Origin of the sequence: Marivita geojedonensis (assembly GCF_002115805.1) — a bacterium.
Taxonomy (GTDB): domain Bacteria; phylum Pseudomonadota; class Alphaproteobacteria; order Rhodobacterales; family Rhodobacteraceae; genus Marivita; species Marivita geojedonensis.
The window spans coordinates 77422-93818 of sequence record NZ_JFKC01000008.1 but is presented as its reverse complement, the minus strand read 5'-3'; the positions used below and the strand labels follow the sequence as shown (position 1 = coordinate 93818).

The window sequence follows — 16397 nt, the reverse complement described above, 5'->3', positions numbered from 1 at the left end:
CGTGAGCCTGTTGCAGCGAAGCACAGAGATCCTGAGAGACCTGATCGCCTTTCCGACGATTTCGGCTGACAGCAATTTCGAGATGATCCTCTATATGGCTGGTCTATTGGAAGAGGCCGGCGCACGTTGTGAGGTCATGTCATCCGCCTGTGGAACCAAAGCCAACCTGTTTGCGACTTTGGGGCCGGATAGGAATGGCGGCATCCTGCTTTCGGGACACAGCGATGTGGTGCCGGTTGCGGATCAGGCATGGACGCACGACCCTTTCGAGATGATCGAGCGGGACGGTCTGCTATATGGCCGCGGCACCTGTGACATGAAGGGTTTCATCGCAGCGGCGCTTGCCATGGCTCCGCATTTCGCCAAGCGGATCGCAGAGCGCCCGATGCACTTTGCCTTCACCTATGACGAGGAGGTGGGATGTCTCGGTGCGCGCCAATTGGCGGATGACCTTTCTGCACGCGGTTTGGTCCCGGGTATCGCGATCATCGGTGAACCTACCGAGATGCGGATCATCGACGGACACAAAGGGTGCAATGAGTATTCCACCCATTTCAACGGTCTTGCCGGACATGGCTCGCTTCCGGATCATGGTGTGAACGCCGTGGAATACGCGGTGCGATATTTGAACCATTTGTTGGGGTTGAAGGACGCCCTGCGTGCCAGAGCACCGAAGAACAGCCCCTTCGATCCGCCTTGGACGACCGTCAATGTCGGTGCTCTTACCGGTGGAGTCGCGCATAACGTCATCGCGCCCTCGGCTCAGGTCGACTGGGAGATGCGGCCCGTTCAGACGGGAGATGCGGAGTTTGTGAAGGAGAGCCTGCAGACATACTGCGAAACGGTTCTTCTTCCCAAAATGAAAGAGGTTCATCCGGGCGCCATGATCACCACCGAGGTGATCGGAGAGGTCGTCGGCCTGATGCCAACCGAGGACAACGAAGCGCGACGCATCGTTTCGGAACTCACTGGCGCGAACAGTTGCGATGTGGTGGCCTTTGGAACCGAGGCGGGGCTTTTCCAGGCGCTGGGCACGGATGTCGTGGTCTGTGGACCGGGCTCTATCGAGCAGGCCCATAAAGCGGATGAGTTTCTTGCTTTGGAACAGTTATCCCAATGTCTGACAATGCTGGAACGGCTCGGGGCGCGCCTGGGATGAGTCGTGGTCAGGCAGACGACGTTCCGCTGACGGTCAAGGATCGCCACGCGGCGATCCATACGGAAATTCGTCAGCGCATCTGCCTTTTGGATTATCCGCCCGGTGCGCAATTGTCGGAAGTTACCCTTGCAGAGGAATTCGGAACCAGCCGCACCCCGATCCGGCGTGTTCTGGCACGGTTGGAAGAAGAGGGGCTTGTGCAGTCCGTTCACGGTGTAGGCACCCTCGTAACGGATGCCGACATCACGGAATTGCAGCAGGAATACCGCTTACGCGTAGAACTGACGGCGTTGACCGGGCGGCTTGATCCGGTGATGCCGGGGGAGGCGTTTCTTGATCGACTTCAATCGCTGATTGACCGGGCAACAGAGATGACGCGGACGGGTACGCCGCGCAGTTTCACCGAGTTGGATATGGATGTGTTTCAGACCCTGCTGGACCTGACGGAAAATGACCCTCTACGCCAGATCCTCGAACGCCTTTACTACAAAACCAAACGCCTTTGGCTGGTGCGCGCAATCAAGGCCGAGTTGGACTTGAAAGAAGAGTACCGCATTTTTCTGCACGAATTGGAGGCGATCCAGATCGCACTGCACTCCGGCGATCTTGAAGCAGTCGCACAGCTTCAGCGGGCGCATATCTCGATGAGCTTCAACCGGTTGTTGCGGCATCGCGACTAGGAGCGACGGCCGGCGCCGAAAGCGCCGCCCGTGCGGGTCGACTATGTTACGGGATTGCTGTTCAGCCAGAGTACGCCGCTCAGAAGCAGGGCCGCTGAAATCGTGCAGGCCAGTGTTCGTACGGAATTCCAGAACGTCCAGCGCGGCAGGTAGATTGAAGTCCAGTATTCTGCCGCTTCCGATCCGCCCGTTTCCAACCGGGCAAGGGCTTCGTTCATCGGGACATTGCGTACGATGGTCACGCCGAAACATCCCAACAGGTAGACTGCGCCGGACGCCGCGATGAGCAATGCGGATGGCCCTGACAGGGACACATAACTGTAAAGGATCAGGGCGACGGAAACAGGTGCGAGACCCAGGAACAGCGTCATGAATATCCATCGGAAGACTTCACGATTGATGACCTGCATCGCTTCGACGCCACCGCGTCCACTTATTTGCTTCAGAGAGCGCATGATGAAGTCGGAGAACGCGAGGAATACACCGCCGACAAGCGCATAGGCGATCAGCGTGGATTGGGTGAGGAAATAGAACCAAAATGACATTGGAGTGGCCTTTCAATTGAGCAGTTCGGGTGAAGGGCGCTCGAAGAGCGCCCAGTTGGCTCAGTGCATGATCTGGAAAAGAACCAGCGTTTCGCAGTGGCTGTCGGCCCAGAGATCAACAACAGACAGCTCGTCCTGCCAGCGGTCGACGATTTCCGCAGCGCAGGTGTCGCGGATGCGTTCCATTGCATATCGGTAGGCGAGATTTGCGTTTTGGAATTCGACCGCACTTAGCCCATCCATCACATGAGCATCGAACGAAGGCATCAGGCCAAGCACGGTGTCCCGAACGTCGAACGCATAGTCGCGTGTCGTGAGAACGTCTTGACGGGTTCCCAGAACCGAAACATGACCGGAAAGGAAATGGTCGAAGTCGTAGGCCAGGAAAGTGTCAAAGCTTTCGAGGTAGCCGGTGATGTCTGTCGTCGCGCCGAAGTTCATGAAAGGCACTTCGCCCGGAGTGATGGTGTCGATGGCCATCAGGAATTTTTGGGCCGGAAGATAGATCAATACGTCAGTGTCTTCGGCATGGAAGGTCGTTGTCCGGAGACTGATCGGAACCCCACCGATGTCGAGTTCCAAAGCATCTTCAAAAGTCCGGGTCGGGTTGGGCACACCTTTCAGAGGATGTCTGTCCAGAGTTTCGGCCACTTGGCGCGCTGCGAGAATTTCAAGGTTGGCAATGTCTGCGAACATGTGTCCGCCGCCGTTATGATCGCTGTGTCCATGCGACATGATCAGGTGGGTGATTGGCTTGTTAGGTGCGGCGATCTGGATGGCTTTGCGCAATCCTTCACCGAAACTCGGAGGCGCGTCGAACACGACAACGCCTGCATCCGTGACCAGAAACGCCGACTGGTAGACGAGATCGGTCACGAAAAAGAGGCCTTTTTCAATCTCGCTTACATGCAGTCCGAAGTCCGTGTTGATTTGTGCGGCGCGCTCCCGCATCTTTGGGAGCTCTGCGGAAAAATGACGGAAGCTGTCAGGATGGTTTTCGTCAAGAGAAATGGCGTTTGCTGTGTTGTGTGGCTGATCCGCTTGCGCCAGTCCGGCGGTGGAGAGCGCGGCAAGAAGTGAAATTGTGGTCGCTGTAAGTTTGATAGGCATCTCGTGTCCCTTTCATTGCTGATGTGTCAGCGGGATACGGGACAACAGGGGCTTGGGTATTGGCCGAGGCTGCCAGTGATTTGACTGCGGCGGCCATACAGATGCGATCAGCCGGTTTGCGCGTTCCTTCGATATCGCGCCGGGGTTTCTCCTGCCCATCGCTTGAAGGCGCGATTGAAAGAGCTTTGTTCGGAGAAGCCCGTCAGAAAGGCCACTTCGGAAATCGAGTACCGCTCGTCCCTCAGCAGACCTTCCGCCAGTTCGCGTTGTGTTTCTTTAGTCAATGTTTGGAAAGTCAACCCGTCATCGGCGAGCCGACGATGGAGCGACCTAACACTGAGTCCGAGGCGGCGCGCGACGTCTTCCATCTTTGGCAAACCGTCGCTCAGCGCGCGGGCGATGACATCCTTGGCCTGATCGCTGAGTTTTTTCTTCCCGGCGATATTCGACAGCTCGGCATCGAGATGTCGAAGCAGGAACTGGGTGATCCCCTTGTCTCCAAGGCGGTTTGTCTTTTCCAGATCCGTCTGGGCAATCAGTAGCGCGTCACGGTCGGATCCAAAGACGACCGGGCATCCGAAATACGCCTCGTGATGCTGCAACGTTGCAGGGGGTGGGTGCTGGATATGGACTTCACGCGGATGAAAGCGGTTCGTCGGAGAGACTTCGCGGGCGAGGGCTGTTGCGCTGGCCAGTGTCGCTTCGTTGGATATGCGAAGGCCAAGCCGACGCGTGCCGGTCCTGTGAAGAATGAACCATGTGTTGTCCCCTTCGGCGCGCAATTCGTATTCGACGACGCTTGTCCAAAGACGGGCATATCCCGCAACCCGCGTATAGGAACCGGCCAGAGTGGGCGCTGACTTGAATGCCAGTCCAAGCGCGCCGTAATCGTTGCACCGCATCGAAGCACCTGTCCGCAAGGGAAGGGCGGTTGCGTCGATCTGCCGAGAGATGCGCTCGATCAGATCGTAATACGCCTCGGCGGATATCATTGCGGTGGGGTCTGCGGGCGCATCGGGATCAAGCCCGACAGACCGCAATAGCTCCGCTTGGTCTACGTCACTGCCTGCGGCCGCCACGATCTTCCGAACAAAAAGAGAGGTGACAGCTCGCATGAAAAAACGCTGGTGACGGCAAATGGTTCTGCCAACAGACTACATGTTCCTTCGGTGCCTTTCCAGACTGGGGGTCTTTCTGGTGTCCTGGTTCCGGGGGTCACGACGCGAGAAAGTCTTCTACGATCCCGTTGAACAGTTCCGGTTTCTCAAGATGAGCGGCGTGCGCACAGTTCGGAATGACGGCAAGGCTGGCATCCCCGATAGTGCGCCAAAGCTGTTCTGTCTGTGACCAGGGATAGGTGCGGTCATGATCGCCCCAGATCACCAGGGTCTTTGCCTTTATCCCCGATAGCCGGGTTACGCCACTCCAGTCCTGCATTGCATCAAGCCCTGCAACGATTGCCTGAAGCCGCGTGCGCTCAGCAAGAGATGCACATCCTTCATAGGCCGGCGCGTCTTCACGGGCGAGAAACCAAGTTGCCGCGATGCGACGGGCAGTCGCCCGTGCGCCTTCTTCCTGTGCCCGACGTTTCGACGTGTCGATCGGTTCAAACCGACCGGGGAGGATTCCCGTTGCTCCGGTCCCGTAAAGAACAAGCCGGTCTACGCGTTCGGGCGCCAACGCGATCATCTCCTGCACGATCATTCCGCCCATGGAGTGTCCGAGCAGATGAAACCTGTCGATGCCCTGTGCCTGCAACGTATCAAGAACCCAGTTCGCGAAACATGCGATTTTGTTCGGGGCATCCAGATGCGCGCTTTCGCCAAAGCCCGGAAGGTCGACGGTGTGAACGCATACCTGGCGTTCAAGCGCCTTGCGCTGTGTTTGCCACTGCTGACTCCCGCCCATGAACCCATGGACAAAAACGAGTGGGGTCATTTGCGGGCACCCTGAACGATACGGTCGAGGATCATCGCGCAGAACAGGATCGCGAAACCGGCCAGAATACCTTGTCCGACATTGGCATATTGCAGCGCTTCAAGAACGTCTTCGCCAAGACCCTTGGCGCCAATCAGCGACGCCACGACCACCATCGCCAGTGACAACATGATAGTCTGATTGATCCCGGCGCGAATGGACGGGCTGGCAAGCGGGAGGTCGACCTTTGTCAAGAGATACCATTTGTTTGCCCCGAAACTGATCGCGGCCTCGCGGACGCTCTCAGGAACGCCGCGCAGACCAAGAACAGTCAGGCGCACAACCGGGGTGCCGCCAAAGATCATGGTCGTGACCACGGCAGCGGGTTTGCCAGTTCCGAAAAATGCGATCACGGGGATCATGAAAACAAACGCAGGCATGGTCTGCATGAAGTCCATGATCGGTTGGATAAAGGCATAGAACCGGGGGCGGCGAGCGGCGAACATGCCAAGCGGTATTCCGATCAGGATCGACAGACAGGCAGCTGTCCCCAGCAAAGCCAGAGTTGTCATCGCCTTTTCCCAAAATCCGAGCAGGCCCATATATGCAAGAAACGCGCCAGAATAGATGGCCATGCGGACGCCTGCTGTCAGCCATGTCAGCAGAATGATAAGACTGGCAATCACGATCCAGGGGGTGCTGACAAACACCAGTTCGAGTGCATCCAACACCAGCCGGATGAAATAGGTGATGGCGTCAAAGAAGGCCTCGCCGTTCAAAACGGCCCAGTTGAAAAACGCTTCAACCCAGCCAATGCTGGTGAGCCGGATGTCCGGGTCTGTAGGGAAATCGCTCAACAGGGCATATTTGCCAGGGAAGCTGTAATGCAGCATGGCGGCGGCCACGATCAGTGCCATGAAGATGGCGCTGAACACGACCTGCTGAAGCGGCATCCCGGAGCGGATCGACCTGTCCGAAAGCCAGTCTGAAAAGCGCGCTTCCAAGGCCCAGTTGGCTACGACCGCCTGTGCCAGTTTTGCCAACACAAGAATCCCGAGACCGGCCAGCGCGATCGTAGGGCCCTCGGCAGCGAGGGCTTCGGCCTCTGCCCGGATTCCACCGATGTTCGCCTCCAGCGACTCGACCGTTCTTCTGTAGACATCGACCTTGTCGGAACCACTTTCAATCGCGGCGGCCAACTGCTGGCGGCGCAATTCAAGCGTGCCCTCAATCGACTCAATGCGGGCCATCGCGTCGGCGGCGAGATCTCCGAACAGCCCGCGCGTGATCTGCACAAACGCAAGTGTTTCGAGGATGAGAAAAGGCAGCGCCCAAGACCAAAGTCCGCGTGCGCCAAACCAGACCGGTCCAAGAAGACCGGCAATCAGGTTGAACGTGGGCGTGAACTTTGAGGACGCACCGATCTTGTCAAAATTCCGGATGTAGTAATCGGGGCTGGTCTCTACGAAAGCCCGGATGTTTTCTTTGCGCTCTTCACTGTAGGCGCGGGCCGCCGCGCTTTCTGTATCGTCGAGGGGATTCTGATCTGACTGGCTCATGAGACTTCGGTCCCCTCGATAACTGTGCGGAGCAGATCGGCACGGGTGATGACGCCAACATCTATCTCGCCATCCTGAACAAGGATCGCGCTGCTATCCTCGATGGCGAGGTTGATAAGGTTGCTGAGTGTTTCGCTTTCGTGGACCCGCGGCGCGTCGGCAGGGATCGGGCCGTATTTTGCGATATGGGCGTCGATGGGCTGCATGACCGCGTGGGCATGAACGACTTTCAGGCGGGAAATTCCGGCCACGAAATCGGCGACGTAATCGTCCGCCGGATGCATGACGATGTCTTCGGCAGTTCCGATCTGTACCATTTTGCCATCGCGCATGATGGCGATGCGGTCACCGATGCGCACGGCTTCGTCCAGATCGTGGGTGATGAAGATCGTCGTTTTCTTGAGGATTATGCTGAGCCGAATGAATTCGTCCTGCAATTGCCGCCGTATCAGCGGGTCGAGGGCCGAAAAGGGTTCATCCATGAGGAGAACATCGGGGTTGGCCGCCAGGGCGCGCGCCAGCCCGACACGCTGTTGCATGCCGCCTGAAAGCTCATGAGCGAATTTGGAGCCCCACGCGCCCAGTTCGACGATATCGAGGATCGCAGCCGCTTGGCGCATACGTTCGTTTTTGGCGACCTCGCGGATTTCCAACGGCATCGCCACGTTGTCCAGAACCGAGCGATGCGGCATCAGCGCGAAGTTCTGGAACACCATGCCGATCTTACGATTGCGGAATGTTTGAAGATCCTTCGGGGCAAGCGCCATGACGTCGGTGCCCTCGATCTCGATCCGTCCTGCGGTGGGTTCCAAAAGACGATTGAAATGTCGAACGAGGGTCGATTTCCCGCTGCCGGAAAGCCCCATGATGCAGAAGATTTCACCGCGATTGACAGAGAAGCTGACATCCGCAACCCCGACCACTGCGTTGAATTTGGACAAGACCTCGGCCTTGCTCAGACCTTCATCGAGGATGGCCTTTAACGCCAATTCGGGTTTTGCCCCGAAAATCTTCCAGACATTCGAAACTTCTATGACGACGTCGTCATTCATTCCGCTTCAACCTCGTTCAGCAAGAGTGTCGGTGGCATCGGGTTTCCCCGATGCCATTGGGTTTGAAGCGCGGATTACAGACCCAGCCAGGAGTCTACACGCTCGGGGTTGGCTTCTACCCACTCGCGGGCGACTTCCGCCGGATCACGGCCTTTGCCGCTGATCTCATAGGCAAAGCTGCTGACATCATCGGCGTTCAGTTCGAACCGCTGGAAGAATTCATAGATCGCGGGGGACCGCTCTTCGAGCGAGTTGGACCAAGCGATCTGAACCTGCTTCAGCGCGTCCTTGGTTGCGACGTTGGATTTGGTGAACCAATCGGGATCGTCGGAGGGTTGAACCATCACGTACTTCGCCGGGTCATAGGTCGGCTCTGTGAGCATCATCACGTCGAACATGTACCAGACCGCGTGGGGGGTATAGCAGTAGAACGCGTAGCCTTCGCTCTTTGCGATCGAGTCCTTGATGCGTGCCGTCTTGACGGCTTCTTCAGCGCGGATCGGTTCGATGAAGTCCATCAAGCCGTAGTCGCGCACTTTGACTTCGTTCACGTTGGCCGATGCCCAGCCCGGAGCGCCAATCCACATTTCACCTTTGCCATTGCCATCGCTGTCCATCAGCGCAGCTACGTCAGGGCGCCCCAGATCGGCAATGTCCGTGATGTTGTTCGCTTCGCCAAAGTCCTTGGATACGCAGAAGCCCTGATTGCCTTCGTAGGCATTGGACGACAGCGTGACGGTGCCGGCTTCATCCACATATTTCTTGGTAAAGCTTTCCTGGTTCGGCAGCCAGACATCGGGGTGCACGTCGATGTCGCCTTCCCCTTGATCCATCGCCTGGAAGATCGTGGCATTCGTTCCGGGAACGTATTCGACCTGACCTCCGATACGCATTTCGACAACCGCGCCAAGCAAATGCGCGATGGCTTGCGCGCCGGTCCAGGACGGAACACCGATCTTGACTTCTTCCGCCGCGACGGCGGGCAGCGCGAGGACGCTGACGGCAGCCGCCAGTCCGAGGCCCTTCAATTTGGTTTTCATGACAGTCTCCTCTGTTGATTGTTTTCCGCATGGTTGCGGTAGTTATGGGTGTTGGTCATTGGGTTGATACTTTGTGCAATTGCGGCGCACGAGTTCGGACAGGGTTGATCTGCCGAAGCGCGAGGATTCGAAGTGGCGTGCGGTCGCTGCATGAAGAAATTCTAGGAGCAGGCTTTTCTTCGACTCCAATTCGAACAATTCATCAAACTATTCGAATTTTGCATAACTTGGGGTACAATCCCGAAAATCCCTTTGGTTTCAGGAGGAAACATGGATCTCAACTGGCTGCGGGATTTTGAGTGTCTGGCGCGCACGCAGAATTTTACACGGGCTGCTGATGAAAGAAACATCACTCAATCGGCGTTTAGCCGAAGAATTAAGGCTTTGGAGAGCTGGGTTGGCCTGCCATTGATCAACCGTGCGACCTATCCGGTACAGCTTACCGATTCTGGTCAGAGCTTTCTTCCGGTCGCCATTTCAGCGATCTCTCGCCTCTCCGAGGCACGGCAAATTCTTCGGGATGAAGACCGGCAGGAAAACAGGTTTATCCGGTTCTCTGTGCTGCACACGATTTCCGTGCATTTCCTCGCTAACCGACTGGATGCGCTGCAGGCCGAACTTCCTGAACTTCGGACCCGCGTGATTTCCGACTCGCTGAGCACCTGCTGCGAACTGTTGATCGAGGGAGCCGTCGATATCATGCTGTGCTACTGGCATAAGGCGGTACCACTCGAAATTGACGAGGCAGTGTTCGAGAGGAAGGACCTGTTGATCGACCGGCTGATCCCGGTGGCACCTGCCAGTCAGGTGGACGGTTATGGGTGGGATCTGGACGCACAGGGGAAAAAGCGGATCCCGTATCTTGCTTACGAGCGCTCAACCTTTCTCGGTTTGGTTGTCGAAAACACAATCGACAGAAAATCCCTGAACGCAGAGATCATATATGTCGATGGCCTTGTTGAAGCGATCAAGCGTCGTCTTCTTGCAGGGTGTGGCTTCGCATGGTTGCCAGAGACCTCAATCGCCGCAGAACTTGCCGAAGGCACAATCGTGCCGATCGGAGGTGAAGCGTGGTTTGCCAGCCTGTCGGTTTCAGCGTTTTCAAATACGTCCTCACTCGAAAAACCGGCAATGGATCTTTGGAGCCGCCTTTAAGGCTTCGTCGGACAATTGCCTAGGAGAAAGGCTTCAATCCAAGGTCCTCAAGCCGTCGTTCCTGGCGTGCTGCAATGGCATCGATTTCGGAAATACTCTCGGCGGACAATGCCGCTCCCGGCTTTCGCAACGTGGGATGCGCGATCACGCCTTGTTTGGCCAGCGTGTATTTCCGGATGGCAAGACCCAGACCCGGCTGGGCCTCATAGCGCACCATCGGCATGTAGGCGTCAAAAATATCGCGCGCCCGATTCAGATCGCCTGCCGTAAACGCGTCTATCACGCGCGCCATCATTTCAGGATAGCCGAACCCGGTCATGGCACCATCTGCGCCGCGCAGCATTTCTTCCAACAGATACATTCCGCCATTCCCGCACAGGATCGAAATCCGACGTGATCCGGCGTCAGACGCTCTGCGGAGAGCCGTGATCTTTTCGAGTCCTGGCCAGTCCTCGTGTTTCAGCATCACGCAGGTTGGGCAGTCCTCTACGATCTTCAGGATCACGGAAGGGGAAATCTGGACGCTGGTCGCAAGCGGAAAGTCTTGCAAGACAAAGGGGATGTCACCCAGGAACTCTGCAGTGTTCTGGAAGTAAGCGATGATCTGAGCGTCTGTTCTGAGATTGCCCGGCGGTGCCACCATGACGCCGGCAGCACCTGCATCCATCGACTGTTTGGCAAGTGCCGTCATCGCGGCGAAACCGGGCGAGGAGACGCCGACCACAACGGGAACCCTACTGCGGGAAATCACTTTCCGTACGACTGCGATGGATTCGTCGGCTTCGAGCTTACCGGCTTCGCCCATCATCCCGAGTATCGTCAGGCCAGTCGCGCCACGCTCGATATAGGCATCGACCATGCGGTCCAGACTGTCAAAATCAAGCGCGCCATCGGGCAGAAATGGCGTGGCAGCAATTGTGAACACACCTTTCGCTTTCTTATCCAGCATCATCACCTCCTCGAATGCTGTGTGACAGGTTTAGCGCGATACGACCAAGCGCCATGCTCACTCCCGCCTGACACGGCTCAACCACGGGCAACCCGGTCGCGTCCTGCAAGGGTTCGCGGTAGCTGGCCATCCCTGCACATCCCATGATCAAGACGTTCGCTCCGTCTGTGTCGCGGAGCTTCTTGCCGGTCTCGATCATCGCCGCAAGTGTCTTGTCCCGATCAAGAAGCTCTTTCACGCCAAGTCCGAGCGCGCGGTCCCCGGCCAATCTGTCAAGCACGCCCATGGCACCGAAAGCCCTCAGATGCCGCGGGATGGAAGGTTGCAGGATGGCGATCACTCCAAAGCGTTGCCCAAGTGTCAGAGCGGTGAATACCGACGCCTCTTGTATCCCGATTACTGGCAGCTTGGTTTGGTCTCGCAATGCATACAGTCCCGGATCCCCGAAACAGGCGATGACGTAACCTGCGGCATCGGTCTGAGACCTTGCAAGGTCAAGCATTGGTGCAATGGTCAAGTCTGCCTGAAGCTGGCTTTCAATGCCTGGCGGTCCTTCAGGAAGCGTCAGGCACCGGATCGGAATTCCGAAGCTACGCAAAGGCTCTATTGACGCGTCAATGCCGTCGGTCACGGCTTGCGACGAATTGGGATTGATGACGATCAGGCTCTTCATGCGCCGGGACGTGTCGCTGACTGGATTTCTATCTGATAGCCCTCGGGATCGTTGAACACAAAGGCGCGAATACCGATTTCCTCGTTCGCGAACAGCTCTGACAGATTTTCCAGCGGAATCGCTTTCGCATAGGCGTACCATGCATCGACATCGGGGACACGAATGCACAATTGCACCGGTTTGGTCGCAGCCCACTTGTTCATTCCGCGGGTTTCATCGACCAGCCCCACATGCGCACCGGGGCAAATTTCGTAGATCTTGCACCATCCCTGGTCAATGGCGAGCTTGAGCCCAAGCACCTCTTCGTAGAACCGCATCGCAGCGGGAAGGTCCCGGTAGTAGAAGAAGGTAATGGCAAGTTGGTTGGCGCGCTTGGGACGGGTCATGACGGAGACGCTGTCGGAGGGGTATCGACTCTTGGCTGCGTTGCCAGAGCCGGACGGTTGATCCAACATCCGTCGCCCGGGGAGCCAAAAAACGCGCCATCCTTCATGATGGTCTTCCCGCGAAGGATAACCTGTTCAGGCCATCCAGTTACGGCTGTACCTTCCCATGGGTTGTAGCCAACGTTGTCATGCAGATCATTGGCCCCGTATGTCACTGTTTTCGAGGGGTCCCAGATCACGATATCTGCATCCATGCCTTCGGCGATCATGCCTTTGCCTGGAAGCCCATATGTCCGAGCCGGAACGGTAGATGTGATCTTCACAAATTCTTCTGCACCGCCCCATCCATTGGTCACCATCGCGTCGAACAATAAGGGCAAGCGGGTTTCCAGTCCGGGCAGGCCGTTTGCAATCTGGTGGAACCCGGCATTCGATCCAGCGGACAGCTTTCCGCTTTCGTCGTATCGATAAGGCGCGTGATCGGAAGACACGAGGCAGATCGTGCCATCCCGAAGTGCGCCCCAAAGTGCGTCCTGGTCAGGAACCGTCCTTTGCGGTGGCGAACACATCCACTTCGCACCCTCCAGCCCCGGTTTGTCGAGCACGTCTTCAGTCATGAACAGATAATGGGTGCAGGTCTCAGCCCAGACAGGTGCGCCACGTGCCTGTGCCCTGCGTACCGCCTCCACACCTTCCACGGTCGAAATGTGGAACAGCATGACAGGTTGGTTGAGGTATTCGGAAAACCGGCAGATCCGTTCGACCGCCTCGATTTCGGCCATGCGGGGATGCGATGCAGCGTGATATTTGGGCGCTGTGCAACCGCTTGCGATCAGGGATGCTTTGGCCTGAGAGATGATTGCATCGTTTTCAGCATGGACACACACCAAGGCGCCGAACCGCCGCGCCATATCAAAGATCGTCAGCAGTTCGGTGTCGTTGAGTTGAATATTATAAGTCGTAAATACCTTGAGCGACCTATGACCATCGCCAATCAATCGCTCGAGATCGGCTTCGAAATTGGGAACGCCGATATCGGTCAATGTCATATGAAAGGCATGGTCGATCATCGCGCCCCGGCGCGCACGTTCTTCGTAGTCAGCAACAGTCTCTGAAAGCTTCTGACCATGAGCCTGTGCCGCGAATGAAATCACACTCGTCGTTCCACCCATGGCCGCGGATTTGGTTGCCGTCTCAAAAGTATCGGCATTCCAGAGACCCATTCCGGACATCTGTTCGATATGGGCGTGCGGATCGACGCCACCGGGCATGATCCATTTTCCGTCCGCTTCAATCACGGACTTCGCCATGTCGACTCTCGCACCGACCGACAGGATTGACCGCCCCGAGATGGCCAGATCCCCCTCGACAATACCGCTTGGGGTTACAATCCGCCCACCACGGATAACGAGATCTGCTTCGACGGTCATCAACACAGCCTTATTTGCCATTCGGGTATGTCACCACTGTGCCGTGAAATTCCGGTTTTGCAATGGGCGCTGGACGGTTGGCAAAGGGAACCGTCGTCAGATACGTGATCGGGCCAGCAGCACCTGACCGAACAGTAAGGGGCACAGGCTTGCTGCAAAGGCCAGGGCAAAACCATCAACCCCGGGGGATGGCAGTTTGAAAACCTGGGACAACGGCGCAAACCATATCGCGGTGAACACCAGCACAAGGCAAACGGCAAACGCCAGCCACACATAGCTGTTGCGCGACACCTCGTTCAACAGCAGTCCACCGTTTCGATCCCGGACGTTGAACACATTCCACAATTGCGCCAGCGCGATGGTCAGAAATGCCACCGTGATTGCCTTGTCCGATCCGATCTGGAGATGGAACAGCGCCGTCGCGAACGCTCCAAGCGTGGAAAAGGCGATTGCAAGGCCAAGCCATGTGATCCGAAACCACAAGGCTCGGGTTACGATGGGTTCGGTCGGATCACGTGGCGATGCGCGCATGACGCTGTCGTCACCTCGGCTGAGGCCAAGGGCAAAGGCCGGGAATACATCGGTAACGAGGTTCAGAAAAAGGATCTGCAAGGGCAGCAAAGGTGTGGGCATACCCAACCCCAGCGCCAGGCCGACCACCATGACTTCGCTTACGTTACACGACATGAGGTAAACGACGAATTTCCGGATGTTTGCAAAGATGATGCGCCCCTGCGCGATTGCCGCGACTATCGTGTCGAACGCGTCGTCAAGCAGAACGATATCCGACGCATCGCGCGCGACCTGCGTTCCCCGCTTGCCCATCGCGACACCGATATCGGCTTTCTTGAGGGCCGGGGCGTCGTTCACCCCGTCACCTGTCATGGCGATGATCCGGCCCTGCAACTGATGATATGTCACAATATCAAGCTTGTTGGCAGGAGAGACCCTGGCAAAGACATGCGCTTTGCCTATTCGGTCCGCCATGTCGTTGTCCGTGCTTTCAGGATCGAATCCACGCAGGTCCCGCCCGGTGATAACAGTGGAATCCGGTCCTGCAATTCCGGCCTCGCGGGCGATGGCGGCGGCGGTTTCCGGATGATCTCCGGTGATCATGACAACGTCTATTCCGGCGTCCCGGCAGGCTGCAATGGCTTTGGGAACTTCCTCCCTTATGGGATCGGCAAGACAGACCAACCCGACGAGATGCAGGTCGGTATAAGGGTCGGACTCTGCACTGTCTGGCTCCTTGACGGCCAATGCCAGGCACCGCAATCCTTTTGCAGTTTCCGAACCGAGCAGATCGAGCCAGCGGTCATGTTCTTTGGTGTCGAATGGCACCGGATGGTTCTTTGAATGGATTTGGGTGCAAGCGCCAAACACCGCTTCAGGCGCCCCCTTGACGAGGGTCACGACGCCCGTTCGCGTTTTGTGGATGGTCGCCATCATCAGTCGTTTCGGGTCAAACGGGTGGACAATCGCATCACCGGTAAAGCCGCAATCGGAGTGGGCATCGAAGCCGGCGGATTGCGCCACCTGCAACATTGCGAGTTCCATCGGATCGCCGTTTGGCGCAGAATTCGCCGATGAAGACGTGTCTGCCGAATTGCAGCAGGCACTGACGCACAACGCCCAGTTCAGACTGTCGGATTCGCTTTTGTTGGCTGGGGCAAGATCGCTCGTTTCGACCGGACCATCCGAAAGGATGTAACGCACGACCTCCATTCGGTTCTCCGTCAGAGTTCCGGTCTTGTCCGTCAGGATCATCGTGGTCGATCCAAGGGTCTCGACTGACGACAGCCGATTGACCAAAGCGTTTCGCCGCGCCATGCGCAGCATGCCCCTTGCAAGACACAAAGTTGCGACGATGGGTAACCCTTCTGGGATGGCAGCAACGGCAAGGGCGACACCGGTCTGGATCATGATCGCCATATCCTGATCCCGGAACAGGCCGAGAATGACCGTGGCGAACACCAGACCCAGCGTCAGTCCGACAAGACGGTGGCCCAACTTGTCCAACCTGCGTTCCAGTGGCAGCGCGTCGTCCTCTGCGGTGTGGATCATATGGGTGATCTGACCGATCTCGGTTTCCATCCCGATTGACGACACAATAGCTTCGCCGGCGCCCTGCGTGACCGAAGTGCCCTTGAACACCATCGACGTGCGCTCGCCGAGCAGCGCGTCGTCTGCAACGGGCTCCGGTGATTTGGACACCGGAACGGATTCCCCTGTCATCGTGGATTCATCGCAATGCAGGTTGGTGCACGATGAAATCCGCATGTCGGCTGAAGCGATGTCCCCCGGTTCCAGCAAGACGATATCGCCGGGCACGAGATCCCGTGCATGGATCTCCAGAATCTTGCCGGACCGTCTTACCCGTGCCGAGACCTCGGAAATGGCATAGAGCGCCTCCATCGATCGGGCCGCGCGGAGCTCGGTTACAAAACCGATCAACGCGTTGATCAGAAGGACCAGAACAATCGCGAAGGCCTCGATGTAGTCTCCCAGAAAACCGGAGAACACAGCGGCACCGCCCAAGAGCCAGACGATGATACCTTTGAACTGGTGAAGCAGGATTGCCAGACTGCTTTTGGTCTTCTGGCGTTGCAAAAGGTTCGGGCCGAATGACTTCTGACGCGCGGTTGCGTCCTGTTCGGTCAATCCAGTACGGGGGTCGACCTGCAGGCGCGCAGCGACGTCATCCGCTGTTTGGGAATGCGGATTTTCAACTATCGGTGCTAT

At 57.2% G+C, this 16397-nt stretch carries 15 protein-coding genes; 3 read left to right on the top strand and 12 right to left on the bottom strand.

Annotation, left to right across the window (positions count from 1 at the left end; genetic code table 11):
• Nucleotides 1–7: 7 nt before the first annotated feature.
• Together argE and MGEO_RS10750 are read left to right on the top strand one after the other, a co-directional pair.
• On the top strand, nt 8–1159 hold the full coding sequence (argE, locus tag MGEO_RS10755) for an acetylornithine deacetylase (protein WP_085637148.1): 1152 nt from the start codon (nt 8–10) through the stop codon (nt 1157–1159).
• On the top strand, nt 1117–1839 hold the full coding sequence (locus tag MGEO_RS10750; protein ID WP_233139828.1) for a GntR family transcriptional regulator: 723 nt from the start codon (nt 1117–1119) through the stop codon (nt 1837–1839). Before argE ends, MGEO_RS10750 begins: the two co-directional genes overlap by 43 nt.
• 41 nt (nt 1840–1880) lie before the next feature.
• Here the strand turns inward: MGEO_RS10750 and MGEO_RS10745 are convergent, their stop codons facing one another.
• The 7 genes from MGEO_RS10745 to MGEO_RS10715 form a co-directional block, all read right to left on the bottom strand.
• Entirely contained in the window at nt 1881–2384 is a 504-nt protein-coding gene (locus MGEO_RS10745; RefSeq protein WP_085637062.1) for an anthrone oxygenase family protein, read from the bottom strand.
• Between the two features lie 60 nt (nt 2385–2444).
• Nucleotides 2445–3494, bottom strand: coding sequence for an MBL fold metallo-hydrolase (locus MGEO_RS10740; protein WP_085637058.1), 1050 nt, complete (start codon nt 3492–3494; stop codon nt 2445–2447).
• A 107-nt stretch (nt 3495–3601) separates the two neighbouring features.
• Nucleotides 3602–4609: an AraC family transcriptional regulator gene (locus MGEO_RS10735; protein ID WP_085637055.1), complete on the bottom strand. Its 1008-nt coding sequence runs from the start codon at nt 4607–4609 to the stop codon at nt 3602–3604.
• A gap of 100 nt (nt 4610–4709) precedes the next feature.
• Complete coding sequence (locus MGEO_RS10730; protein ID WP_085637052.1) at nt 4710–5432, bottom strand: alpha/beta fold hydrolase; 723 nt, start codon at nt 5430–5432, stop codon at nt 4710–4712.
• Complete coding sequence (locus MGEO_RS10725) at nt 5429–6970, bottom strand: ABC transporter permease (RefSeq protein WP_085637049.1); 1542 nt, start codon at nt 6968–6970, stop codon at nt 5429–5431. Before MGEO_RS10725 ends, MGEO_RS10730 begins: the two co-directional genes overlap by 4 nt.
• Nucleotides 6967–8022: a quaternary amine ABC transporter ATP-binding protein gene (locus MGEO_RS10720; protein ID WP_085637046.1), complete on the bottom strand. Its 1056-nt coding sequence runs from the start codon at nt 8020–8022 to the stop codon at nt 6967–6969. The genes MGEO_RS10725 and MGEO_RS10720 overlap by 4 nt, the downstream gene beginning before the upstream one ends.
• A 74-nt stretch (nt 8023–8096) precedes the next feature.
• Nucleotides 8097–9062 carry an ABC transporter substrate-binding protein gene (locus tag MGEO_RS10715; protein ID WP_085637043.1) on the bottom strand — a complete coding sequence of 322 codons (966 nt, stop codon included), beginning with the start codon at nt 9060–9062 and terminating at the stop codon, nt 8097–8099.
• A 270-nt stretch (nt 9063–9332) separates the two neighbouring features.
• Between MGEO_RS10715 and MGEO_RS10710 the strand changes: the two genes are divergently transcribed.
• Nucleotides 9333–10217: a LysR family transcriptional regulator gene (locus MGEO_RS10710; RefSeq protein WP_085637040.1), complete on the top strand. Its 885-nt coding sequence runs from the start codon at nt 9333–9335 to the stop codon at nt 10215–10217.
• A 19-nt stretch (nt 10218–10236) separates the two neighbouring features.
• Here MGEO_RS10710 and MGEO_RS10705 read toward each other — a convergent pair whose 3' ends face one another.
• From MGEO_RS10705 to MGEO_RS10685, 5 genes are all read right to left on the bottom strand, one after another.
• Nucleotides 10237–11166: a dihydrodipicolinate synthase family protein gene (locus MGEO_RS10705; protein WP_085637037.1), complete on the bottom strand. Its 930-nt coding sequence runs from the start codon at nt 11164–11166 to the stop codon at nt 10237–10239.
• Nucleotides 11156–11839, bottom strand: coding sequence for an aspartate/glutamate racemase family protein (locus MGEO_RS10700; protein WP_085637035.1), 684 nt, complete (start codon nt 11837–11839; stop codon nt 11156–11158). The genes MGEO_RS10705 and MGEO_RS10700 overlap by 11 nt, the downstream gene beginning before the upstream one ends.
• The gene (locus tag MGEO_RS10695; protein WP_085637032.1) at nt 11836–12225 is read right to left on the bottom strand and encodes a VOC family protein; all 390 of its coding nucleotides are present in this window, start codon (nt 12223–12225) and stop codon (nt 11836–11838) included. The genes MGEO_RS10700 and MGEO_RS10695 overlap by 4 nt, the downstream gene beginning before the upstream one ends.
• Nucleotides 12222–13655, bottom strand: coding sequence for a dihydropyrimidinase (gene hydA, locus MGEO_RS10690; RefSeq protein WP_085637146.1), 1434 nt, complete (start codon nt 13653–13655; stop codon nt 12222–12224). Before hydA ends, MGEO_RS10695 begins: the two co-directional genes overlap by 4 nt.
• A gap of 96 nt (nt 13656–13751) precedes the next feature.
• Nucleotides 13752–16388, bottom strand: a complete 2637-nt coding sequence (locus MGEO_RS10685; protein WP_085637030.1) for a cation-translocating P-type ATPase — start codon at nt 16386–16388, stop codon at nt 13752–13754.
• Between the last annotated feature and the right edge of the window lie 9 nt (nt 16389–16397).